Raw genomic sequence first — 23436 nt, 5'->3', positions numbered from 1 at the left:
GCACCCGGGCCGGCCGCGGCGATGCCGGCCGCGGGCGCTTCCCGTCCGGCGGACAGCGGCAGGATTACCCGGGTCAGCGGACCGCTGGTGGAAATCAGCGGACTCCCCGGCCTGTCCATGCTCGAGGTGGTCAACATCGGTCCGGACGGCATTGCCGCCCAGGCCGTATCCATCAACGGTGACGAAGCCACCCTGCAGGCCTACGAATACACCGGCGGGCTGAAAGCCGGCGACCCCGCGGTGCGCACCGGCCACCAGCTCGCGGGACTGCTGGGACCGGGCCTGCTGGGCACTGTCTTTGACGGGCTGCTGCGCCCGCTCTCCTCGGCCCCGCTGTGGCTGACCCAGCAGCGGCAGGGCTCGGCCGAGGACCCGGCGGTGCTGGACACACAGTGGGAGTTCGCGCCGTCGGTGGCCGTGGGCGATACCGTGACCGGCGGGCAGGTGCTGGGCACCGTGCCCGAGGCCGGAACGTTGGAATTCCGGGTGCTGGCACCCCCTGCCGTGTCCGGGGAAGTGACTTGGCTGGCCGAGGGGAAGGTCCGCCCGCTGGAAGCCGTGGCCCGGATCGGCACGGTGGAGGTGCCGCTGGCCCAGCGGTGGCCGGTGCACACCCCGCGTCCCTTCGGCGAGCGCATCACCGACGTGGTGCCGCTGCAGACCGGCCAACGGGTCCTTGACCTGCTCTTCCCCCTGCCCCGCGGATCAGCAGCCGCGGTGCCCGGCGGGTTCGGCACGGGCAAGACCCTGACCCTGCAGCAGATTGCCAAGTGGTCCGACGCAGATGTGATTGTCTATGTGGGCTGCGGCGAGCGCGGCAACGAGATGGCCGACGTGCTGGACGGGCTCTCCGGGCTCGATGACCCGCGGACCGGCGGCAAACTCATTGACCGGACCGTCATCATTGCCAACACCTCCAATATGCCCATGATGGCCCGGGAAGCTTCCATTGCCACCGGCGTGACCGTGGCCGAGTTCTTCCGCGACATGGGCTACGACGCGGTGGTGATTGCAGACTCCACCTCCCGCTGGGCCGAAGCCCTGCGCGAGTTCGCCAACCGCAACGGGGACCTGCCCGCCGAGGAAGGCTACCCCGCGTCCCTGGCCAGTGAGCTCGCCGCCTTCTACGAGCGGGCCGCCCGGGTACGCACCCTGGGCGGGGCGACGGCGTCGGTCACCGTGATCGGCGCGGTCTCCCCTCCCGGCGGGGACATGAGCGAACCGGTCACCACCGGCACCCAGCGTTTTGTCCGGTCCCTGTGGCTGCTGGACCGGGACCTGGCCTACTCCCGGCACTATCCCGCGGTCAGCTGGCGCGGCTCCTTCTCCCGCGACGCCGAGTCGCTGGGCCGCTGGTACTCCGCCCACGGGGACCCGCAGTGGGCGCAGCGGCGGGCGCAGGCTTCCCTGCTCCTGGCCGAAGCGGACCGGCTGACCGCGCTGGCCGAGATTATCGGGGCCGGTTCCCTGCCCGGACACGAGCAGATGGTGCTGCTGGGCGGGCGCCTGCTGCGCGACGGAGTGCTGCTGCAGAACGCACTGAGCCCCAATGACGGCTACAGCTCCGAAGCCAAGGGGGCCGCCTTGCTGCAAACAGTCCTGGACGTGGTGGACACCTGCCAGACGCTGGTGGGACGCGGAGTGCCGCCGGCCGACGTCGACCGTTATGACTTCACCCCGGTGCTGCGGCTGCGGGAGGACACCGGTCCCACGGACGCCGAAGGCGTGCAGCAGCGGGGCCGGGCGTTTGTCCGGCAGTTGGCGGCGGACCTGGAGCAGGCCCCGGCCTCCCCCGCGGACGCCGTGCCCGCCTCCGCACCGTCCCCGGCGCCGGAACCGGCCCCGGAACCCCAACCAACGGCGGGAGACGCCCATGGCTAACGAGAGCAGCCACGCGGCTCGGCTGGGCCACAGCGACGTGCGCGAGCTACGCGGCCCCTTGCTGGTCCTTGGGGACACCCAGGGCGTGGGCTGGGACGAGTTCGCCAACGTTTCAGTGGACGGCGGGGCCGAGCGCCATGCCCTGGTCCTGGAGATCGACGGCGACGAGACCACTCTGCAGGTCTTGGAGGGCACCGAGGGCATGTCCCTGGGCGGGGTGGAAGTCCGCTTCCGGGGCCGGCCCCTCGCGGTGCCGGTGGGCACGGACTGGCTGGGCCGGGTCTGCAACGGCCGCGGGGAACCGCTCGACGGCGGCCCTCCAGTGACCGCTGAGCATTCCTCTCCTGTCGGCGGCTGGCCGCTGAACCCCGTCTACCGGGAACCGCCGCAGGATCCGGTGATCACCGGGGTCTCCGTGGTGGATGCCCTCACCACCCTGGTCCGCGGGCAGAAGCTGCCTATCTTCTCCATCCCGGGGCTGCCGCACCTGACCCTGGCCACGCAGATCGCCGCGCAGGCCACCACTTCCTCCGGCCGTGCCTTCCGGGTGGTGTTCGCCGCGATGGGCATGACGCACGCAGACATCGCCTACATCCGGGACCGACTGGAGGAACGTTCGTCCGCCGGAGAACTGGTGCTGCTGCTCAACGCCGCCGACGATCCGGTGATTGAACGCATCCTCACGCCCCGGATTGCACTGACCCTTGCCGAGTCGCTGGCCTACGACGACGGCGCCGACGTGCTGGTGGTGATGTCGGACATGACCAGCTATGCGGAGGCGGTCCGCGAGGTCTCCGCTGCCCGGCGGGAAATCCCGGCCCGGCGCGGGTACCCGGGCTACCTCTACAGCGACCTGGCCACCCTGTACGAACGCTGCGGCCGGGTGCGGGGACGGGAAGGCTCGGTCACCATTGTTCCGGTGCTGACCATGCCCGCCGGAGACATCACCCACCCGGTGCCGGACCTTACCGGCTACATCACCGAGGGGCAGATAGTGCTCGACGGCGACATCGACGCCCGCGGGATCTACCCGCCCGTGGATGTGCTCTCCTCACTGTCCCGGCTCATGCGCAGCGGTGCGGGTAAAGGCCGGACCCGGGAGGACCACCTCGACGTGGCCGCGCAGGTCCTGTCCGCGATGGCCCGGGCCCGGTCCGCGTCCGAGCTCGCTGAACTGGTGGGAGCGGCCGCACTGAGTGAGACCGACAAGGCCTACATAGAGTTCCGCTCCGTGGTGGAAAAGGAACTGCTCCACCAGGGCCGCGACGAGTTGCGCACCTTGGAGCAGACCCTGGATCTGGCCTGGCAGGCACTGTCCCTGCTGCCCCGGCGGGAACTGACCATGCTTTCCGGCGAGTTCCTGGACCGGTACCTGCCCGGGGCCGTGGGCGGGGCCCGGTTGTGAGCGGGGCGCAGCCGTGAGCGGAGTGCAGCCGTGAGCGGGTTCCGGTCCGGGGGAAGCCGGGCAGAGCGTGCCGAAGTTCAGCGCCGGCTGGCCACCGCCCGGCGCGGTGCGGAACTGCTGGACCGCAAGCAGCGCATCCTGCAGCGTTCCATCGACGGGCTGGCGGAAAGGGCCGACGCCGCGCGGCTGGCCTGGGAGGAACTGGCCCGGGAAGCTGCCGTGTGGCTGCGGCGGACCACGGCGCTGGACGGGGCTGACCGTCTGGCGGAGGCAGCGCCGTCGGACACCGCGCTGGCCACGGTCCGCTGGGGCGGGGCGATGGGTATTTCCTATCCCGAAGATGCGTCCTGCACGGTTCCTGCGGCGCCGCCGGCCGGGGGCACCTCCGCATTGGCCTACGCTGCGGCGGCACACCGGACTGCGTTGGAAGCTGCCGTAGCCGCGGCCGCGAGCCAGCGGGCGCTGCTGCTGGTCTCGGAGGAACTGGCCGCCACGCGCACCCGGCAGCGCGCCGTGGAGAACCGGTGGATTCCGCGGCTGGAGGAACAGCTGACCGCCATTGAACGGCGGATCGCGGAGCAGGAACTGGAGGAAAGCCTGCGGCTGCGCTGGGCCGCCGGACTCATGTGAGCCGAAAAGGCACAAATAGCCGTTGCCTCGATCGAGAAAGCAAAAATTACCGTTTTTCGCCGGATAATCGGTAATTTTTGCCTTTTCGATGAGGGCGCGGTCCCGGACGGGCTCCTCTTTGGACGGAAATCTTTGGGTACTGTGACGGCATCGACACTTCATCCACCGGCCCCCGGGTATCCCGAACCTCCCGCGCCGTTCCCATAGACCCGAACACCCCGCACCCGAGCACCCCGCACCCGAACATCCCGCCGCGGACTTCCCGCCGCCGCGCCGCCGTGGCCTGCGCCGCCGTCGTTGTCCTGGCGCTGGGCCTGTTTGCCCGCACCGGGTTGCCGGGACTGCTGGGCGACGCGTCCGGCGGCATCCTGTATGCAGCGCTGATGTACCTGCTGCTGGCCTTTCTCCTGCCCGGGGCGCGGCGTTGGCGGCTGGCGGGCGCCGCCGTCGTGGTCTGCATGCTGATCGAGCTGTTCCAGCTCACCCCGTACCCTGCCCGGTGGGGTGCGCAGTGGCCGCCGCTGCGCCTGGTGCTGGGCACCACGTTCAACGCCTGGGACCTGCCGGCGTATGTTGCCGGAGCAGCGGCCGTGTTCCTGCTGGATCTGCGGTTTGGACGGCGGACCGGCGGGCGGCGCCCGGCCGCCGGACCACCTGTGTAAGCATGGTGCCGTGCCAGCCAATGACCGCGACCCCATTCCCTTAGCATTCCGCGCCACCGCGTATATGCGTCCTTCACTGTGGCGGCGCCGGCCGGTCCGGGCCTTCCGCTATGACGTGCTGTGGAAGGACGGACGCGTGGACCGGGACATCGACCTGGTGAAGGTGATGTATCGGCAGGCACCGGCGGACTACCAGGTCACTGAACGAGCCATGCTCGAGCAGTGCCCGGAGACAGGGTCCGGACAGTGGGTCGCCTACGCCTCGGGGTACCCCGTGGACGGCCCCGCCTGAGCGGCGGGGCCGTCTAACCGGCGGCACCGGCCAACCGGGCCGCGCCTGCGCAGCCTGCCTACAGCCGGAAGCCCTCGTCCAGCCGCTCGATGATGGTGACGTTCGCCTGCCCGCCGCCTTCGCACATGGTCTGCAGCCCGTAGCGGCCGCCGGTGCGCTCCAGCTCGTGCAGCAGGGTGGTCATGATCCGGGCACCTGTGGCTCCGATCGGATGGCCCAGGGCAATGCCGCCGCCGTTGACGTTGACCTTGGCCATGTCCACCCCGAGCTCCCGCTGCCAGGCCAGCACCACGGAGGCGAAGGCTTCGTTGATCTCGAACAGATCGATGTCCCCGATACTCATCCCGGTGCGCTTGAGCGCGTGCCGGGTGGCCTCGATGGGGGCGCTGAGCATCATGATGGGGTCATCGCCGCGGGCGGAGATGGAGTGGATGCGGGCGCGGGGCTTGAGCCCGTAGCGGCGGACTGCATCCTCGGAGGCCAGCAGCAGGACGGCGGCGGCGTCGGAAATCTGGGACGAGGTAGCTGCGGTCAGGGAGCCGCCTTCGGCCAGCGGTGCCAGGGTGGCAATCTTGGCCCGGTTCGGGTCACGGGGACCTTCGTCCGCGGTAACGCCGTTCATCGGCAGGATCTCCCGGTCAAAGCGGCCCTCGGCCTGTGCCGCAATGGCACGCACATGGGATTCGACGGCGAAGTCCTCCATCTCCTCCCGGCTCAGCCCCCACTGCTTCACCATCATCTCTGCGCCGATGAACTGGGAGACCTGCTGGTTGCCGTAGCGCTTCTCCCAGCCCACGGATCCGGCAAACGGATTCGGAAAACCCAGTTCCTTCGCGGCGGTATTGGCGAAGGACAGCGGCACGGAGGACATGCTCTGCACGCCGCCGGCAATCACCAGGTCGCTGGTGCCGCTCATCACAGCCTGCGCCGCGTAGGACACCGCCTGCTGGCCGGAGCCGCACTGCCGCTCCACGGTGGTTCCCGGAACCCGCTCCGACAGCCCGGCCGCCAGCCAGGAAGTGCGGGCAATATCCATGGCCTGGGGACCGACCTGGTCGATGGCGCCCAGGATGACCTCGTCATATTCCTCGGAATCGATGCCGCTGCGGCGGACCGTCTCGGCAAGCACGTGGGCGGCAAGATCGGCCGGGTGGATCTTACTCAGTCCCCCGTTGCGCTTGCCGACGGGCGTGCGGACGGCATCGATGATGAACGCTTCAGCCATGATTGGAGGGCCTTTCGTCGTTGTAAGGCGGGTGAGAGCACGTACGTGCCGTGCACCACATTAGAGGACTTCGACGCCGCGCGTCCCGTACCAGCGGTACGAATCCGCGGTCCCGCCGTCACCGCCAAGGGTACGGATCCGGATTCCGATCTAAAGAACCCTTGCTAAAGGTTTCTTTAGCATTTAGGCTCACCCCATGGAACAAGACCGCGAGCCCGCCACTGGCAAGGGAAGCAGCACAGCCCCGGCAACACCCGGCGTGCCGGGCGAACAGGTGGTCTCGGACCCGGTACGCATCCGCGCACTGGCGCATCCGGTCCGGCTGGAGCTGCTGGCCTACCTCGACGACGCCGGCAGCGCCACTGCCACACAGTGCGCCGCAGTCATCGGAGAATCCGTGGCCAGCTGCTCCTATCACCTGCGCATGCTTGCCCGGCACGGTTACATCGAACAGGTCGAGCAGCCGGGGCGCGAAAAGCCGTGGCGGCCGGTTTCCCGGCACCGGTCCCACGTCATTGATCCGGGCCAGCCCGGCTCGGCACATGCCGTTTCCGCCATGGCTGCCCTGGAGGTGGAACGGCAGGCCGTGCGGATCCAGGACTGGCTGCACCGCTCCCCCGGGCTGCCGCCGGAGGATCTGGACGTTTCAACGGTGTACGAGGCCCGTACCTACGCCACGCATGAGGAAATCCGGCAGCTGCGCGAAGAAGTATGGAACCTGACCCGTCGCTTCGAAGGCCGCTGGGAGGATCCCGGGCAACGCCCCGAAGGTGCTGTCCCGGTGCGCCTGTTCTCCGTGCTGAACATCGATCCGGGGCAGGAATGAGCACCGGGACAGGAAGGAACACTGCCCCAACGACCGTCGGTACCAACCGGGACGTGCTGCGGGTGCCGGGCTTCCGCCGGCTGGCCTTGGCCTGGGTCTTCTCCAACTTCGGCGACTCAGTCCTGTTCCTGACAGCGGCTATCTGGGTCAAGCAGCTCACCGGCAGCGACGCCGCCGCCGGCCTGGTGTTCGCCGCACTCGGCCTCCCCGCATTGTTGGCACCCTTCACCGGGCGGCTGGCAGACCGGAACCGGCGCAGGCCGCTGCTCATCCTCACCAACCTTGCTGCCGGCGGCGTGGTCCTGACACTTTTGGCGGTCCGCGGTGCGGGCAGCGTTTGGCTGGTCTATACGGTGATTTTTATTTACGCCATTTCCTCCTACATCACCGCTGCCGCCCAATCCGGACTGCTCCGCGACCTGCTGGAGATCCGCCTCCTGGCCCCCGCAAACGGCGTACTCAGCAGCATCGACCAAGGACTGCGCATTGTTTCTCCGCTGGTGGGGGCAGGGATGCTTGCATTGTGTGGAATGGACACCGTTGTCCTGCTGGCCAGCGGGTGCTTCATCGTGGCCGCACTTGTCCTGGCAACCTTGAAGCTGGCCGAAACGGTCCACGTCAAGGCGGAGGACGAGACGTTTTGGAAAAGCACGACGGCGGGCATCTCCTTCCTGCGCGGGCACCCGCTGCTTCGCCGGGCACTGCTGTCCCTGGGAATTGCCCTGGGCGCAACCGGAATCCTCAACGTGACGGTTTTCGCCACCGTGGAACAGGGGTTGGGCCGGCCGCCGGAATTCCTGAGCGTGCTGCTGGGCGTGCAGGGTGGCACGGCTATTCTGGGCGGACTCACGGCAAGCGGGGTGATCCGGTGTCTCGGATTGCGCCGGTGCATGGTTTCCGGTGTCCTCCTGCTCGCGGGCGGCGTGCTGGCCACCGCACTTACCGTCCTGCCGCTGGTCCTGGCCGGGGCTGCTGCGGTGGGCGCAGGTGTCTCCTGGCTGGTCATCGCCTTCGTGACGCTGCGACAGGAAGCGACACCGCTGGACATGCAGGGGCGAACCGCCGCAGTCACCCAGGTCATGACCAACCTCCCCCAGGTTGCCGCGTCGCTGCTTGCTGCCATCCTGATCGGCGTCCTGCCGTACCAGGTTCTGGTTGCCGCCATGGGCGCCGCCTGCCTGCTGGCCGCAGTTCCCCTGCTGCCGCGCCGCACCGGTACACCCGTCAGAGCGGCCGGACCGGGGCGGGTAGAATGAGAAAGCTGTGTTCTGAGCAGCTGACTGTCGGGCGCGGACACAAGTCCCCCAGCAGTTCCAACCCACAGAGTCTGAAAGCAGCGGAGTGTCACAACAGGTTTCCACCACCGTCAGCGCCACCGCCACCAAGGAGATTGTCCGGGAGTCCGCCCGCCGGCGCACCTTCGCGGTGATCTCCCACCCCGACGCCGGCAAGTCCACGCTCACCGAAGCGCTGGCCCTGCACGCCCGCGTTATTGGTACGGCCGGTGCCACCAACGGTAAGGAAAACCGCCGCGAGACGGTTTCCGACTGGATGCAGATGGAAAAGGACCGCGGCATCTCCATCAGCTCCACCGCCCTGCAGTTCGCCTACCGGGACACCGTGATCAACCTGCTGGACACCCCCGGCCACGCCGACTTCTCCGAGGACACTTACCGCGTGCTCGCCGCCGTGGACTGCGCCGTGATGCTCGTGGACGCAGCCAAGGGCCTGGAAACCCAGACCATGAAGCTGTTCGAGGTCTGCCGCGCGCGGAACCTGCCCATCATCACCGTGATCAACAAGTGGGACCGCCCCGGCCTGGACCCGCTGGCACTGATGGACGAGATCACCGAACGCACCGGCCTGGCTCCCATGCCGCTGACCTGGGCCGTGGGCATTGCCGGCGATTTCCGCGGCGTCTGGGACCTGCAGAAGGACGAATACGTCCACTTTGAACGGCAGAACTCCGGCGCCTCCCTGGCCAAGGAAGAGCACTTCACCCCGGCACAGGCCCTGGAGCGCGAAGGCGATGTCTGGACCGACTCCCTGGACGAGGCCGAACTGGTCATCGACGGCCGCGAGTTCGACCGCGACGCGTTCCTGGACGCCAAGGCCACCCCCATCCTCTTCTCCTCCGCCGCGCTGAACTTCGGCGTCAAGCAGATCCTGGACACACTGGTGGACCTGGCCCCCTCAGCCTCGGCCCGCGAAGACAAGGACGGCGGCCTGCGCCCCGTCGAAGCGCCCTTCTCCGGCTTCGTCTTCAAGGTCCAGGCCGGCATGAACCGCGCCCACCGCGACCACGTGGCCTTCATCCGCGTGTGCTCCGGCGTTTTTGAACGCGGCATGGTGGTGACGCACTCCAACACCGGCAAGACCTTCGCCACCAAGTACGCCCAGCACCTGTTCGGCCGCGAACGCGAAGTGATCGACCAGGCGTACCCGGGCGACGTCGTCGGGCTGGTCAACGCCTCCGCGCTGCGGGTGGGCGACAGCCTCTACGTCGAAGAGCCGGTGGAGTACCCGCCCATCCCGTTCTTCTCCCCCGAGCACTTCCGCGTGGCCCGCTCCCAGGACCCCAGCCGGTACAAGCAGTTCCGCCGCGGCATCGACCAGCTCGAACACGAGGGCATCATCCAGGTGCTGCGTTCGGACCGCCGCGGTGACCAGGCTCCCGTACTGGCCGCCGTCGGCCCCATGCAGTTCGAGGTGGTCGAAGACCGCATGACGCAGGACTTCAACGCCCCCATGCGCTACGAACAGCTCTCCTACTCGCTGGCCCGGCTCACCACGGCCGATGCCGCGGAGATCCTCTCCAACGTCCACGGCGCCGAGGTCCTTGTGCGTACCGACGGCGCGTACGTCGCCGTGTTCAACGATGTGTGGGCGCTGCGCCGGGTGGAGAAGAACCACCCCGAAGTTTCGCTGACCGTCATCGGCACCGAGTCGCCGAACAGCCGGGGCTACTAGGGGCCGGACCCGGGCGTTCATCCGGCGGCGGTCTTCCCTCGATGCCGGGCGGCGGCTGGTCACTGACCGGCGGGCGTTGCGGATACGCCCGCCGGGACCGGGAGCACCCAAGGCCACGGATCCTCGGTGGGCATTTCCCCAACTGCACCCTCCATGCGTTCGGGCGTCCCGTGCTCTTCCCATCCCCTGAGCAGCTTCCGGGCGTTTCCGGACACCAATACCCCGCCATCTGCTCACACGAGGCCGGGTACGAATCTCAATTCCCTCCACTGAGAACATCCCGGGCTTACCCCCGGCTGCTCCCCATCTACTGAGCACATCCCGGGCTCTCCTTGCCCACGCCCCATGTACTGAGCAGCTTCCGGGCGTTTCCGGACTCCAATACCCCGCCATCTGCTCACTAGAGGCCGGGTAGGTACCCCGCCGATAGCGACGGGACAATGGCAAGCAGGACTTGGCGAGTGACCCCGGACGCATCAAGGCGAGCGTAAGAAGTTCTAATCATTAGCGCAATATCAGGTAAGCGTTAGGAATTCGTGAGTATGCTGTCGGCTATCTAGTCCAGCTGCCACCCGGTCTCAACGGGACGGCTCCTTCCCGGAAGGTCCCAGCTATGTCATCCCCCGTTTTCTCTTCGCTGTCCCGCCCGGACATCGCCGCCGTACCGGCAGGCTCCAACCCGGCCGACACGGATGCCTGGCATGCACTGAAGCAGGCCGCCACGGACCTGCAGCCGCTGCAGAACAAGAACGGCTCCATCGAGCCGGAACACCACGCCGCCGCGGCAGAACTCATCGGCACCATCACCGCCGCCGTCGACGCGCTGGCCCCGGCCTTCGCGCACGACGCCGAGTACCTGCGCCTTGCGGTGGCCGACTTCGAGCGCTGGGTTGCCGCCGGCCTGGACACGGAACCCGACTTCCTCGATTCGCTGATGGCCTTCGCCCCGCAGCAGCACCGCACCGACGGCCTGTCCCACCTGGTCGTGTTCCCCATGTACACGCAGAACGGCAGCTCCAACCGCCTGGTGGAGGCCGTGCTGATCGAGGTCATCTGGCCTGAGTTCGTCGCCGAACTCGAAGCGGGTGAATACTCCAACGGCCTGTTCGTCCCTATCCGCTTCCTGGACTTCACCCCCGGCTATGACACCAACTCCGCGGTGCTCTTCCCGGAAACCGTGGCCGTGCGGGAAACCCCGGCCTTCACCTGGGGCGCCATCTTCGCCGACCGGGAGGCCGCCCGCTTCCGCAGGGTGCTCGCCGCCGCAGCAGACATCACCTCGCTCCAGCTGCCCGCCGAGGCCGCCGAACTCCTGCAGGACCAGTTGCTCACCGAGGAAACCTTCATCATGTGGGACCTCATCCACGACCGCACCCACATGCGCGGGGATCTGCCCTTCGATCCGTTCATGATCAAGCAGCGCATGCCCTACTTCCTCTACTCCCTGGAGGAACTGCGCTGCGACCTCACCGCCTTCCGCGAAGCAGTGAAAATCCAGCGCAACCAGGACGCACCGGAGGAAACCCGCCGGCATGCCCGGCTGGTCCAGTACGCCGTCATCTTTGACCGCATCTTCCGCTTCGCCATCACCGGCAGCAGGGTGCGCAACTATGACGGATTGGGCGGTCAGCTGCTCTTCGCCTGGATGCACCAGAACCACGTGCTGCACTGGACCGACGGCAAGCTGAGCATCGACTGGGAGGAAACCGCCGACGTCGTCGTCCGGCTCGGTGCCCAAATCGAGGAACTGTACTGGCGATCCATCGACCGGCCCAAGACGGCGCACTGGCTCGCGGCGTACGATCTGGTGGCAGGAACGCTGACGCCGAACCCGGCGTCGGTCTGGGCGCAGGGTCCGCAGGCGCTGCCGCTGGACGGCCCGCCGCGCGGGCTGACCGACCAGGTGCTCGACGACGAGTTCCCGCTGTCCATGTTCTATGAAGCCCTGTCCAAGAAGATGGCCCCGGTGATCGAATCCACCGCCGGGATCACCGGCACCTCAGGAGACCTCCCCGGATGAACACTGAACCCGGCACCGCGCCAGCAGAAGACTCCAACGCCCTGAAAGGCCGGACGGTCCTGGTGGCCGGTGCCGGGAGCGCGTCGGGCACCGCGGTATGCGAGGCCCTGGACGCCGCCGGGGCCAAGGTGGTGGCCGTGGGGCGAGACGCCGCCCGGCTGGAAAACACCCTCTTCCGCCTCTACGACGCCGATCTGCGCACCTGCAACCTCGACGACGCCGAGGAGGTCGCCGCCCTGGCCAGCGACATGCAGGAAACCTACGGCGGGATCGACGGACTGATCCACCTGGTGGGCGGCTGGCGCGCCGGCACCGGCATCGGCACGCAGGCAGAGCAGGACTGGGACTTCCTGGAAACCAACATCCTGCGGACCCTGCGCAACGTCAGCCGGAGCTTCTACGACCAGCTGGAAGCCTCCCCGGACGGCCGGCTGGCCATTGTGTCCTCCACTGCAGTGGACTCCCCCACTGCAGCCGGGGCCGGCTATGCCGCCGCCAAGGCCGCTGCCGAAGCCTGGGTACGGGCCATTGCGCAGGGCTTCACGCAGGCCCAGGCCGGGAACAAGGAGCATCCGGCGCCCCAGCACTCTGCCGCCGTCGTATTCGTGGTCAAGGCACTGGTGGATGATGCGCAGCGCGCGGCGGCACCGGAGCGGAAGTTCCCCGGATACACCGATGTCCGGGACCTGGCCGCCGCCGCCGTCCGGCTCTTCGAGCAGGACGCCGCCGAAATCAACGGACAGCGGATCCTGCTGTCCAACGGTCCTTCCGGAAAGTGACCTGCACAACTGCAACGTAAGAGATACTAGGAACCGTGACTGACATTCTCCCCCTGCACGACACCACCATCCGGGCCTTCGCCTCCGACAACTACTCCGGTGTCCATCCGGAAATCCTGGCCGCACTGACCGCTGCCAACCAGGGCCACCAGGTGGCCTACGGTGAAGACGTTTACACCGCACGGCTACGTGAGGTCCTTACGGACCAGTTCGGCAGCCGCATCCGCGCCTTCCCCGTCTTCAACGGCACCGGCGCCAACGTCACCGCCCTGCAGTCCCTGCTGCCGCGCTGGGGCGCGGTGATCTGCCCGACGACGGCGCACATCAACGTGGACGAAAACGGTGCCCCCGAGCGGATCGGCGGCATGAAGCTGCTGGGTATCCCCACCGGGGACGGCAAGCTCACCCCCGACCTGATTGACCGTGAAGCGTGGGGCTGGGGCGATGAGCACCGCGCCCAGCCGCTGGCCGTGTCCATCACCCAGTCCACCGAGCTCGGCACCCTGTACACAGTGGAGGAAATCGCCGCCATTGCCGACCACATCCACGCCCGCGGCATGAAGCTGCACATGGACGGCGCCCGGCTGGGCAACGCCGCCGCCAGCCTGGGTGTCTCGTTCAAGGAAATGACCGCCGACGCCGGAGTGGACATCCTGTCCCTGGGCGGCACCAAAAACGGCATGATGTACGGCGAATGCATCATCACCTTCGACCCCGAGGCCTCACCCGGGCTGGACTACCTGCGCAAAATGAACATGCAGCTGGCCTCCAAGATGCGGTTCATTTCCGCACAGTTCGTGACCCTGTACGGCACGGACCTGTGGCTCCGCTCCGCCTCGCACGCCAACGCGATGGCACAGCGGCTGCGCGCCGCCGTGGAGAAGATCGACGGCGTGGAAATCACCCAGCCCACGCAGTCCAACGCGGTGTTCGCAAAGCTGCCGGCCGGCGTCGCCGACCGCCTGCGCGGTGACTTCCGCTTCTACGACTGGGACCAGTCCACCGGCGAGGTGCGCTGGATGTGCACCTTCGACACATCCGAAGCCGATATCGATGCGTTTGCCGAAGCAATCGCCCGCGAAGTCGCCGCCGACCCGGCGCCGCTGGCCGCGCACTGACCCCCGGTTACCTGCCGTCCGGCCGCCCCGCGCGGCTGGACGGGAAGTAACGAAACGGCCACACCGGCGAGCCTGCCCCGGCCGCAGTGCTCCGCAGGCCATAGTCTGCGGAGGTGAGTGCAATAGGTGACCTGTCCCAGGTGCCCCCGGATTTCCTGACGGCCCTCGGCGCCATGCGCCGGGCCGCGTGCCGGGCGGAGCTGAAGCTCGAGGAGATCCCGGCACCCACCCGCCTGGCCCCGTACGCTGTTTCCCTCGGCGCCGAAGTGCTGGCCCCCGGCCCCGCCGGACCGACCAGCCTGCACGGCCCCGCTGCCCTGCAGATACCCGAGCAGCTGGAACTGGCCACGGGCCGGTTCATCCTGCTGCACGATCCGGCCGGTTCCCCGGTCTGGAACGGCACTTTCCGCATCGTCACGTACATCCGGGCCGAGCTGGAACCGGACATGGGCAATGACCAGCTCCTGGGCTCAGTGGCCTGGACCTGGCTGGTCGAGGCATTGGAGCAGCACGGCGCCCGCTATTCCATGGCCGGCGGAACAGCCACCCGCGTGCTGTCCGAGAGCTACGGGACGCTGGAAGGCCGCGACGACTCGATCGACATTGAACTCCGGGCCTCCTGGACCCCGGCCGACGCCGACGTGCAGTCCCATCTGGAGGCCTGGTCCGACATGGTGTGCACCTTCGCGGGACTGCCGCCGCTGCCCGACGGCGTCACTCCGCTTCCCGGCCGGCGGCGCAGCTAGCTGCCGGCCCGCCGCTGCTGTCCGCGGCCGCCGCCTTCCTCGGTAGAATGGAATCCTTATGACCGCGCACATATCCGGCAGCACCGAAAACCCGTCCAGCACCGCACCTGTCGAAACGGGTGAACCGCCGGAGCCGCAGCCGGTTCCGGTCCTGGAAACACCGAGGGACGGGGTGCCCCTGGTCATCGACTCCCAGCGCGGCCTGGAACGGGCTGCCGCGGCACTGGCCGCCGGTACCGGACCTGCCGGCGTCGATGCCGAACGAGCATCTGGTTTCCGCTACGGCCAGCGGGCCATGCTGGTCCAGATCCGCCGTGAAGGTGCGGGCACCTGGCTGATTGATCCCGAAGCCTTCGGCGACCTGCGCATCATCAACGACGCCCTGCGCGGCGTCGAGTGGATCCTGCACGCCGCCACCCAGGACCTGCCCTGCCTCTCCGCCCTGGGCATGTGGCCGGATCGGCTTTTCGACACCGAACTCGCTGCGCGCCTGGCCGGCCTGCCGCGGGTGGGCCTTGCCGCCGTCATCGAAAACCTGCTTGGTTTCTCGCTGGCCAAGGAACACTCTGCAGCGGACTGGTCCACGCGTCCGCTGCCCGAACCGTGGCTGCGCTACGCGGCGCTCGACGTCGAAGTCCTCGCCGAGCTGCGCATCGAACTCATCCGGGTGCTGGAGGAAGCCGGGAAGCTCGAACTGGCTGAGGAAGAGTTCGAAGCCATCCGCACGGCACCGCCGGCACCGCCGCGTGTTGATCCGTGGCGCCGCACATCCGGCATGCACCAGCTGCGCGACCGACGCCAGCTGGCGGCTGTCCGCGAACTGTGGACCGAACGCGAGCACCTGGCCGAGCTGCGGGACACTGCACCGGGCCGCCTGATTCCGGATTCCGCCATTGTTGCCGCCGCCCGGGCCATGCCCACCACCGTGCCGCAGCTGCTCAAGACCCCCGGCTTCCACGGCCGGGCCGCACAGAAAGAAGCACCGCGCTGGCTGCGCTGCATTTCCGCTGCGCGTTCCACCGAGGATCTGCCCCCGCTGCACATCCCCACGCATGCACCGCCGCCCCCGCGGGTCTGGGCCAAAAACGATCCGGCGGCTGCCGCGCGGCTGCAGACCGCCAAACCACGCCTGACCGCACTGGCGGAGAAGCTGAACCTGCCGCTGGAGAACCTTCTGACTCCGGACCACCTGCGCCGACTGGCCTGGCGGCCACCGGCCGAAATCAACCTGGAGACCATCAGCGCCGCGCTGCGCGAACTGGGCGCCAGGGAATGGCAGATTCGCGAAACTGCCGCAGTGCTCACCGTGGCCTTCCTGGATCCGGACCCGCTGGAGGAGAAGGAAGCTCCCGCGTCGGAGGAGCACGCGGCAGCCCCACGGACCCGCCGCCGGTAGTACCGGCATCCACGCATTGACAGGGCCGCGTCCCTGCGCTGGACTCGGCGGGTGCCCAGTCGAAACGGAACGCTCGCCTTGGTCCTCGCCGCGCTTCTTTACGCTGCGTTCATTTGGGCTCTTTCCGCCTTTGTACTCCGGGAAACGCCGTGGTGGCTGGCCGCACTCGTGTTTGGTCCGGCATGGGTGTCGTGGATTCTTGGTTCAAGGCGCCGCACGCGCCGTTTTCGAGAGCGCGGAGAGTTTAACGGCTGGCTCCGGGTAGTTGCGGACAGCCGTCCCGGATACTCTTCCCGGTGGAAGCGCGCCGTCGTTATCCCGTATTCAGGCCGTATGAGTATTACCGGTCCGGCAGCGGCGGCCGGTCAGGACACCGGTGAAGGTGGTTTGCTGCAGCTGTCCAATGCCACGGCTGTCTCCCGCCGTCCCCCGACACTGATCGAATCACTCCGTTTTGGCCCCTACACGCTGGTGGGCGACTACGCCGCAGATGGCCTGGAAGTGGAGGTCGCGGCATCAGGTGTACACCTGGACCACACCGACGCCGTCCTGCGCGGTACCGCCGCCGCGCCCGCGTCCCGTCCACAGGCGGAACCAAGGGGATAGCGGTGCGGGGCCGGATGGTTTATCGTCGCCGCAGACACGGCTGCGGATCCGCGCCACGAAGCAAGGGGGCCCACCATGACCGATACCTCAGCCACAATGTACCGGACCCGCATCGCATGCTCCCCCGCCCGGCTGTGGGATGAGCTGACAACCACCGGGGTGCCCCGGCGTTGGATGTACGGCTCGGTCCTGACCGGTTCGCTCACAGAGGGCAGCCATTACGCCATAAGCCACGACGGTGAAGACCTAATTAGCGGGACCGTCCTCGCGGCGGAGCCGCCGGTGCGGCTGGCCCTGACCTTCAACCCGCAATGGAACGGCACGGTTGCTGCAGAGGCGCCCGGAGTGCTCGAGTACACAGTGGAACAGACGGCAGAAGGGTGTGAACTCAGCGTACGCATCACCGGCCTCTACGGTGCCTCCGCTGTGTCCGTAGACCACGACACACCGGGGATCTATGCGGGCCTGAAGGCCATGCTTGAATCATTTCCAGTGGCATGAGCGGTCCGCACCCGTAAGGGGTTGGGTGCCGTCCTCGCTACGCGCAATAATGGCGGATGCCTCTTCTAGCGCCCACCCCGGATTCCCTGCAGGCGGGCAGGTTCATCCTTCGGATCCTCACCCCTTCGGACTGGCGCTTGGAGCAGGCGCTGTCCATGGACGACGATGTAATCCGCTGGACGCTGTTCCCTCCGAACCTCAGCGATTACCTTGCCAAGATGCGCATGACACGTGTTGCCGAAGCCCGTGGGGAAAGCCTGCTTGCCCGTTATTCGGTGCACGATGGCAGTGATGTCCTGGGCACCGCCGGCATTTCCTGTTCCGCGGACGGCACCCCGGAATTGATGTACGCGCTGCTGCCTGCCGGCCGGGGGCGCGGCGCAGCAACGGCAGCCACCCGCGGATTGAGTGAGTGGGCATTTGCCAACGGGTTCTCCAAGGTAGCGCTGCGCACCATCGCCGGAAATACCGTCAGCGAAGCAGTGGCACAGCGCGCCGGGTTCCGCGCCATCCGGCGGGAACGGCAGCGCCAGCGGGACACCATGGTGGACATGCGCTACTGGACGCGCACCCGCTAATCGCCGGTGGAGCCGTCAAGCAACTCGCGCAGGATGTCCAGGTGTCCGCAGTGCCGACCGGTTTCCTCGATCATGTGCACCAGAACCCAACGCACATTCTGCTTTCCTCCCCCACCCCGGCAACGGTCCTCAAGTCCGTGCCGGCGCATGACCTCCCGCGACTGTTCGCAGGCAGCTTCGTAGTCGGCGATAATCCCCGCCAGGCTATCCTGGGCACTGACCCGGAACTCGCCGTCTGGATCCTCCTCGGACCAGCGGGTGGGTACGTCCTGCTGCCCGTCGACCCGGTCCCGGAACCAGAATCCTTCAACGTCAGTCAGATGCTGGACCAGCCCGGAGACGGTGGTCAGGGAGGGCAGCAGCCTTTTGGCGCCCTCGGCATCGCTCAGTCCGGCGGCCTTCATCACCACCGTGGCACGGAAGTAGTCCAGGAAGCCGGCCAGGGTTTCGAGTTCTCCGGCAGTTTCGGGCGGTTCCACCCGCTGATCTGCTTGCATCGGTCCAATCTAGCCCGTGCTCCGGGAGGTCGCGGCAGGCGCGCCGCCGTGGTCCCGGCGCTCCCGGTTAACCGGGCTGCATTTACATAGGGACCCAAAAGGGTTACAGTAGGAACCCTTTGGTTTAGACGCGGGCCAACGGTTCCTATGTTAGGAAGCTTTATGACCCATAGTCCCATTATCCATGTCGATCTTTTTCCGGATTTCTCCACGATGAGTACCGCTGCCCTCGAATCACTGGCGGACCAGGCATTTACCCAGCTCGACGAAGGGCCGCTGGTGGAGGGGCTTTTCGCCTTCTACCTCACCCTTGCCGCGGAGATCGAGGACCGGAACACAGGCCAGGTTGCCGCACCGACGCCCGCTTCCCAGGAAGAAAAAATCCTGCAGACAGCCGTTTAATACTCCGCATACAGAAACCGTCCCGTCTTCCGCGCCGAATGGCGCAGGAGACGGGACGGTTTTTTGTGCGGTATTGCCGCAGCAGCCGGTGCTAGCGGCGGACCTGGCCTTGGCCCTTGCTGCGGCCGGCGATGCCCTCGGCGACGCCGATCAGCAGTACAGCCGCGATGACGGCAACGATGAAGCCCAGGATATTGAGCTCGAAAATGTCTCCGGTGCCAAGCAGATTGGCAATCACGCCGCCGATCACCGAACCTACGAGGCCAAGCAGCAGGGTGGCGATGATTCCGAGGTTCTGCCGGCCCGGCTTAATGAGTCGAGCCAAGGCACCGATAATGAGGCCTGCAATGATGAATCCGATCATGACCATGATCCTTCCTAGCAGTGCATTAGGCAGAACCTCCCCCCTGGTCTGCGGATATTCCGCACCTGTTCTGCCTCATCAATGCTAGACACAGACCCACCGGAATTACTAAGCCTGCTGTTTATCGAGCGTGCGCAGGGCCGCAGAAACCGCCTGCCGCGTGGACTCCAGCTGATCCGCCGGCAGCTCCGGTTTGTCGCGGAGACGCTCAGCCTGCCGGAACTCCCGCAGGGCCCACCCGGGGTGGCCCGCGTCCAGCAGCACCTTTCCCCGGTGCTGGTGCAGGAAAGCGGCTGCGGACAGGACCGCAGCGGACTCTGCTGACCGGGACAGTGCTTCCCCGACGCGGGCGAGCAGGCGGAGCGCCTGCACTAGGTCTCCCTGCCACTGCAGCACCTGTGCCAGCCGGATCCCGGGCAGGACTGCGGCCAGCGGAAGGTCCCGAAGCGTGTCACCCGCAGCAGCTGCGGCAAATGACTCGCGGGCCTCCGCCTCGGCCTCCGCAAGCCTGCCCAGGATTCTCAGCCACGCGATCCGAGCAGCCGCCGGCCCGGACGCCGCTTCCGGGCCGGCCAGCCACGCCTCGGCCGCCGCCCGGTCCGCCGGGACCTCGCGGAGGGTCAGCGGGTCTATGCGGTACTGCGGCTCTGCGCTTCCGGCCCCCGCAACGGACCCTTTAGCCCTAGTCAAATACAGGAACACCGCCCCGCACCAGCCGCCAGTTGTCCTGCGCAAAGACGTCAGGATCCACAGCACCCTGGGCCACCACATAGTCAATGAGCAGCTGGCGGATTTCCGTCTGCTGGTTCACCAGCACCGGAGCCGTGCTGATGGAGGGGAAGTTGCCTCCACCGGACTGGCGGTAGTTGTTGGTCGCCACGGCGAACCGCTGCGCGGGGTCCACCGGGGACCCGTTGAAGCTCAGGTTCACGATCCGCTCCCCCACCGGACGGGAGATATCGATGTCGTAATTGACCCCGGTCATGACGTCGTAGTTATAGTCCGGGGTCCCGTTGGCATTGGTCAGGGTGGCGGGGTCCACCGCCGCGCCGGCAGGTGTCTGCACAAAGTACTTGGCGGAGTACTCCAGGTAGTCCTTGACCTGGCTGCCGGTCATTTCGACGGCAAAGAGGGTGTTCGGGAAGACGTAGAGCCCGGCGATGTCACGGATGGTGACCGGCCCTGCGGGAATCTCGGCCGTGCGGCTGAAGGGTGCCGCCACGGACAGCACCGGCAGGTCCGCGTTCGGCCCGCCGTCGAGCGCCCGGTCCACGGCCTGCGCCTGGACCGAGTTCACGAAGTCCATCACCGCCGTGTCGCGGTACCGCGATTCGGCTGCAGGCATCGACTGCGTGGCGGTGCCGATGGGCGTGTTCACGTAGTCGATGACGCGCCGGTGCTGCTCCGCCACCAGTTTGGAGATCTCGGGATCCGCTTCCGCTGTATTGGCGTTCAGCAGGGACGACGACGCCGAAGTCACGTCCCACTTGCCCCGCACCTTGGTCAGTTCGAAGTCCATAACGGACAGGCGCATTCCCCAGTTCAGCGGTTCTGTGAGCAGCACCTGCTCGCCAGTCGCCTTGTTGGTGACGAAGCGTTCCGGGATTTCCTGGTGCGCGTGCCCTACCAGCACCGCATCAATGTCCGGCACCGTTTCCGCAAGCTCGGTTGAGGCGTTTTCCAGCGGCAGGTCGTCCCCGTAGGAGGAAAGACCGGACGTTCCGGAGTGCGAGCTGACCACTACCACGTCAGCACCGCGTGCCTTCATTTCCGGCACATATTTTTGGGCCTGTTCAACGATGCCGGGAAATTCGAGCTGTCCCTCAACATTGTTCTTGTCCCAAATGGCCACCCCTGGGTTTGTGAGCCCCAGGATGCCCACCTTCACGGGTTTGTTTCCTTTGGTCTTGACCGTTTTGATGATGTAGGGGGTGAACGCCGGGGCGCCGGTGGCCGGGTCTACCGCATTGGCGCCGAGCAGCGGAAACGCCAGCTGGCTTTCAAACCCGCGCAGCATGGAAAGACCGTAGTTGAATTCGTGGTTGCCCAGCGCCGCGGCGTCGTAATCCATGGCGTTCATGGCCGCAGCCATGGGGTGGATCTCGCCGGTCTCCGTGATCGGGGCCGTGTTGGCGAAGTAGTCCGCCAGCGAGGTGCCCTGGATCGTGTCGCCCGCATCAATCAGCAGGGTGGATTCCCGGCCCCGGTCAGCGCGTACGGAGTCCACCAGGGTGGAAATCTTGGCCAGTCCCACATCGTTGTGGGCGGCGTCGTCGTACTCGGCATCCTGGAAATAGTCCCAGTTTTCAATGTTGCCGTGCAGATCCGAGGTGCCCAGGACGGTCACTCTTGCCAACTGGTCCTTCCCCGCATGGTCCGGCGGCGCTGCTGCTGCCGGGGTCATTGAACCGAGTGTAACTGCCAGTGCTGCAGTGACTGCAGCGGCCGCATTCCGGCGACCGGCGGATGAAAGCATTTAGAACTCCTCATAGTGCGTGCAGGTTTCCCCCTAAGCACCCTTACAGGAGTTCGGTCTATTTCGGAAGTGTCCGGAGATAAAAACGCACCATTTACGGGTCACTTCGCATAAGAGGGCGTTTTGCGGGTTCCCCCGCCCTCAGGAGCCCGTAATTTGTTTTCACCTCATTTACGCACCATGCATTTTCTAAGGGGATCCTTTGACAATCGAAAAAAGTTTTGCGCGGAAGGCTGCGGTGCTGATTGCCAGCGGCGCCCTTCTGCTTGCGCCGGGAACAGCGGCCGCAGTTGCAGCTCCGTCCGTCCTGCCCGCAGCTCCGGAAAGCAGCGGCGCTTTCGGAGCTCCGGGCGCTGACGGCACCGCCGCCAAGGCAGATGACCGCTCGGATCCGGCGGCGGACGAGCGGCGTGCGCTCAACCAGCAGGCCATTGAAAAAGTGGTCCGCGGCGAAGCGCCCGTCCGGCAGCAGGGCGGATCACAGTCGGTCCAGGTGGCGCCGGGCCAGTGGGCGGAGTACGGGCTGGAGGACAGCGACCAGATCCTGTCTTTCCTCATTGACTTTGGCAGCCAGGTGGACCCCCGCTTCCCCGCCTCCGCGCCGGGCCCGCAGCACAACGGGATTCCGCAGCCGAACCGCAGTGTGGACAACTCGACCTATTGGCTGCCGGATTTCAGCCGTGAGCACTACCAGAACATGTTCTTCGATCCGGCCGGCGAGTCCTTGAAGACGCTGTACGAGGAGATGTCCAGCGGCCGTTACACCGTTGACGGCGACGTCAGCGACTGGGTTACGGTGCCGTACAACTCGGCCAGCTACGGCGAGACCGAGAGCCAGGAGGACATGACCCGGTTCGTGCAGGACGCTGCCGACGCCTGGTACGAATCCCAGATCGCCGCCGGAAAATCACCTGCCGACGTTGATGCCTACCTGGCCGGTTTCGACCAGTGGGACCGGTACGACTACAACAACAACGGCAACTTTGACGAGCCGGACGGCTACATCGACCACTTCCAGGCCATCCACGCAGGCGAGGGCGAGGAGGCCGGAGCAGCGACGTCGGCCATCTGGTCACACCGTTGGTCCGTAGGCCAGGCGGGCTACGGCATTGACGGCCCGGCGACCAACCCCTTCGGAGGCATCCGGATCGGTGATTCCAAGGTCTGGATCCGCGACTACACCACCGAACCCGAAAACGGCGGACTCGGTGTGTTCGCACACGAGTACGGCCACGATCTGGGCCTGCCCGACCTCTACGACACTGCCGGCGGCGACAACGGCACCGGTTTCTGGACGCTGATGAGTTCCGGTTCCTGGCTGGGCCGCGGCACGGATTCCATCGGCACCACCCCCAACCACATGGGTGCCTGGGAAAAGCTGCAGCTGGGCTGGCTGGACTACGATGTTGCCACCGCGGGGCAAAAGTCCACGCACATGCTGGGCGCGTCGTACCACGCCACCAAGAAACAGCAGGCGCTGGTGGTCACCCTGCCTCGGGATGCCCAGGGTAACGGCCGCTACTACATTGCCGAAAACCGCCAGTACGCCGGATACGACTCCACCCTGCAGACCGGCCCGTACAACTTCGGCTGGCCACTGAGCTCACCGGATAAGGTGGAACACTTCCCGTACCAGAACGGGCTGCTGGTCACCTACTGGAACGCCGGACAGCGCAACAACAACACCAGCCAGCACCCCGGTGCCGGACTGGTCCTGCCGGTGGACGCCCGCGCCACGGCCCTGCGCTGGACAGACGGCACGGTGGCACGGAACCGCATTCAGAGCTTTGACGCCACGTTCGGCAAGGAAGCAACGGATCCGATCCTGCTGCACCGCGAGACGGCGGCCGGCATGACCACCCTGCAGGTTCCGTCCCGTCCAGGTGTTGCCGTCTTCGATGACAGCAATCCCAATGCCTACTACGACCCCGCCAATCCGCAGGGCAGCGTGGTGGTTGCCGGAACCGGAACCAAGATCACCGTGGTCCAAAGCAACCCCAAGGGCATGATGACCGTCAAGGTCAACTAGCAACCCAAGCGATAAGCGGCAGGTGCCGGAGAC

The 23436-nt window shown here is 66.9% G+C and carries 23 protein-coding genes; 18 read left to right on the top strand and 5 right to left on the bottom strand.

Translation table 11 applies throughout. The features are described 5' to 3' along the window. Nucleotides 1–21: 21 nt before the first annotated feature. From QNN98_RS07550 to QNN98_RS07530, 5 genes are all read left to right on the top strand, one after another. Complete coding sequence (locus QNN98_RS07550; protein WP_283996690.1) at nucleotides 22–1881, top strand: V-type ATP synthase subunit A; 1860 nt, start codon at nucleotides 22–24, stop codon at nucleotides 1879–1881. Beyond that, nucleotides 1874–3286, top strand: coding sequence for a V-type ATP synthase subunit B (locus tag QNN98_RS07545; protein ID WP_283996689.1), 1413 nt, complete (start codon nucleotides 1874–1876; stop codon nucleotides 3284–3286). Before QNN98_RS07550 ends, QNN98_RS07545 begins: the two co-directional genes overlap by 8 nt. 30 nt (nucleotides 3287–3316) lie before the next feature. Then, on the top strand, nucleotides 3317–3916 hold the full coding sequence (locus QNN98_RS07540) for a V-type ATP synthase subunit D (protein WP_283996688.1): 600 nt from the start codon (nucleotides 3317–3319) through the stop codon (nucleotides 3914–3916). 278 nt (nucleotides 3917–4194) lie between these two features. After that, nucleotides 4195–4578 carry a ribosomal maturation YjgA family protein gene (locus QNN98_RS07535; protein WP_283996687.1) on the top strand — a complete coding sequence of 128 codons (384 nt, stop codon included), beginning with the start codon at nucleotides 4195–4197 and terminating at the stop codon, nucleotides 4576–4578. A 10-nt stretch (nucleotides 4579–4588) separates the two neighbouring features. Continuing rightward, nucleotides 4589–4870: a hypothetical protein gene (locus tag QNN98_RS07530; RefSeq protein ID WP_283996686.1), complete on the top strand. Its 282-nt coding sequence runs from the start codon at nucleotides 4589–4591 to the stop codon at nucleotides 4868–4870. Between the two features lie 58 nt (nucleotides 4871–4928). Here QNN98_RS07530 and QNN98_RS07525 read toward each other — a convergent pair whose 3' ends face one another. Beyond that, on the bottom strand, nucleotides 4929–6095 hold the full coding sequence (locus QNN98_RS07525; RefSeq protein ID WP_283996685.1) for an acetyl-CoA C-acetyltransferase: 1167 nt from the start codon (nucleotides 6093–6095) through the stop codon (nucleotides 4929–4931). A 196-nt stretch (nucleotides 6096–6291) separates the two neighbouring features. Between QNN98_RS07525 and QNN98_RS07520 the strand changes: the two genes are divergently transcribed. From QNN98_RS07520 to QNN98_RS07470, 11 genes are all read left to right on the top strand, one after another. Next, on the top strand, nucleotides 6292–6921 hold the full coding sequence (locus QNN98_RS07520) for a winged helix-turn-helix domain-containing protein (RefSeq protein ID WP_283996684.1): 630 nt from the start codon (nucleotides 6292–6294) through the stop codon (nucleotides 6919–6921). Then, complete coding sequence (locus tag QNN98_RS07515; protein WP_283996683.1) at nucleotides 6918–8177, top strand: MFS transporter; 1260 nt, start codon at nucleotides 6918–6920, stop codon at nucleotides 8175–8177. The genes QNN98_RS07520 and QNN98_RS07515 overlap by 4 nt, the downstream gene beginning before the upstream one ends. 85 nt (nucleotides 8178–8262) lie before the next feature. Further along, complete coding sequence (locus QNN98_RS07510; protein WP_283996682.1) at nucleotides 8263–9891, top strand: peptide chain release factor 3; 1629 nt, start codon at nucleotides 8263–8265, stop codon at nucleotides 9889–9891. A 613-nt stretch (nucleotides 9892–10504) separates the two neighbouring features. After that, entirely contained in the window at nucleotides 10505–11911 is a 1407-nt protein-coding gene (locus QNN98_RS07505; RefSeq protein WP_283996681.1) for a DUF6421 family protein, read from the top strand. Next, nucleotides 11908–12690 (top strand): SDR family NAD(P)-dependent oxidoreductase, encoded by a 783-nt coding sequence (locus tag QNN98_RS07500; RefSeq protein ID WP_283996680.1) that lies wholly within the window; start codon nucleotides 11908–11910, stop codon nucleotides 12688–12690. Before QNN98_RS07505 ends, QNN98_RS07500 begins: the two co-directional genes overlap by 4 nt. A gap of 35 nt (nucleotides 12691–12725) precedes the next feature. Further along, a complete protein-coding gene (locus tag QNN98_RS07495) occupies nucleotides 12726–13808 on the top strand; it encodes a threonine aldolase family protein (RefSeq protein ID WP_227910983.1) in 1083 nt (360 codons plus the stop codon). Between the two features lie 122 nt (nucleotides 13809–13930). Continuing rightward, complete coding sequence (locus tag QNN98_RS07490; RefSeq protein WP_227911125.1) at nucleotides 13931–14554, top strand: DUF3000 domain-containing protein; 624 nt, start codon at nucleotides 13931–13933, stop codon at nucleotides 14552–14554. Nucleotides 14555–14612: 58 nt separating this feature from the next. Then, nucleotides 14613–15950, top strand: coding sequence for an HRDC domain-containing protein (locus QNN98_RS07485; RefSeq protein WP_283996679.1), 1338 nt, complete (start codon nucleotides 14613–14615; stop codon nucleotides 15948–15950). 333 nt (nucleotides 15951–16283) lie between these two features. Next, nucleotides 16284–16556, top strand: a complete 273-nt coding sequence (locus QNN98_RS07480) for a hypothetical protein (protein WP_283996678.1) — start codon at nucleotides 16284–16286, stop codon at nucleotides 16554–16556. Nucleotides 16557–16631: 75 nt separating this feature from the next. After that, complete coding sequence (locus QNN98_RS07475; RefSeq protein WP_283996677.1) at nucleotides 16632–17057, top strand: SRPBCC domain-containing protein; 426 nt, start codon at nucleotides 16632–16634, stop codon at nucleotides 17055–17057. A gap of 56 nt (nucleotides 17058–17113) precedes the next feature. Further along, the gene (locus QNN98_RS07470) at nucleotides 17114–17635 is read left to right on the top strand and encodes a GNAT family N-acetyltransferase (protein WP_283996676.1); all 522 of its coding nucleotides are present in this window, start codon (nucleotides 17114–17116) and stop codon (nucleotides 17633–17635) included. Here QNN98_RS07470 and QNN98_RS07465 read toward each other — a convergent pair. Continuing rightward, nucleotides 17632–18132 carry a DinB family protein gene (locus tag QNN98_RS07465; RefSeq protein ID WP_283996675.1) on the bottom strand — a complete coding sequence of 167 codons (501 nt, stop codon included), beginning with the start codon at nucleotides 18130–18132 and terminating at the stop codon, nucleotides 17632–17634. The genes QNN98_RS07470 and QNN98_RS07465 overlap by 4 nt on opposite strands. Nucleotides 18133–18294: 162 nt before the next feature. Between QNN98_RS07465 and QNN98_RS07460 the strand changes: the two genes are divergently transcribed. After that, nucleotides 18295–18534 (top strand): hypothetical protein, encoded by a 240-nt coding sequence (locus QNN98_RS07460; protein WP_283996674.1) that lies wholly within the window; start codon nucleotides 18295–18297, stop codon nucleotides 18532–18534. A 91-nt stretch (nucleotides 18535–18625) separates the two neighbouring features. On the opposite strand, the gene QNN98_RS07455 is transcribed toward QNN98_RS07460, so the two are convergent. The 3 genes from QNN98_RS07455 to QNN98_RS07445 form a co-directional block, all read right to left on the bottom strand. After that, nucleotides 18626–18904 carry a GlsB/YeaQ/YmgE family stress response membrane protein gene (locus tag QNN98_RS07455; protein ID WP_442860125.1) on the bottom strand — a complete coding sequence of 93 codons (279 nt, stop codon included), beginning with the start codon at nucleotides 18902–18904 and terminating at the stop codon, nucleotides 18626–18628. A 102-nt stretch (nucleotides 18905–19006) separates the two neighbouring features. Then, nucleotides 19007–19588 (bottom strand): hypothetical protein, encoded by a 582-nt coding sequence (locus QNN98_RS07450; RefSeq protein ID WP_283996673.1) that lies wholly within the window; start codon nucleotides 19586–19588, stop codon nucleotides 19007–19009. After that, nucleotides 19581–21374 (bottom strand): bifunctional metallophosphatase/5'-nucleotidase, encoded by a 1794-nt coding sequence (locus tag QNN98_RS07445; RefSeq protein ID WP_502864634.1) that lies wholly within the window; start codon nucleotides 21372–21374, stop codon nucleotides 19581–19583. The genes QNN98_RS07450 and QNN98_RS07445 overlap by 8 nt, the downstream gene beginning before the upstream one ends. A 202-nt stretch (nucleotides 21375–21576) precedes the next feature. Here QNN98_RS07445 and QNN98_RS07440 point away from each other — a divergent pair, with 202 nt between their 5' ends. Continuing rightward, the gene (locus QNN98_RS07440; protein ID WP_283996671.1) at nucleotides 21577–23403 is read left to right on the top strand and encodes an immune inhibitor A domain-containing protein; all 1827 of its coding nucleotides are present in this window, start codon (nucleotides 21577–21579) and stop codon (nucleotides 23401–23403) included. The last annotated feature ends 33 nt before the right edge of the window (nucleotides 23404–23436 follow it).

Origin of the sequence: Arthrobacter sp. zg-Y1143, assembly GCF_030125565.1 — a bacterium.
Taxonomy (GTDB): Bacteria; Actinomycetota; Actinomycetes; order Actinomycetales; family Micrococcaceae; genus Arthrobacter_B.
Note: the sequence above shows the minus strand (reverse complement) of the source record. Positions and strands in the feature narration are given on the sequence as shown.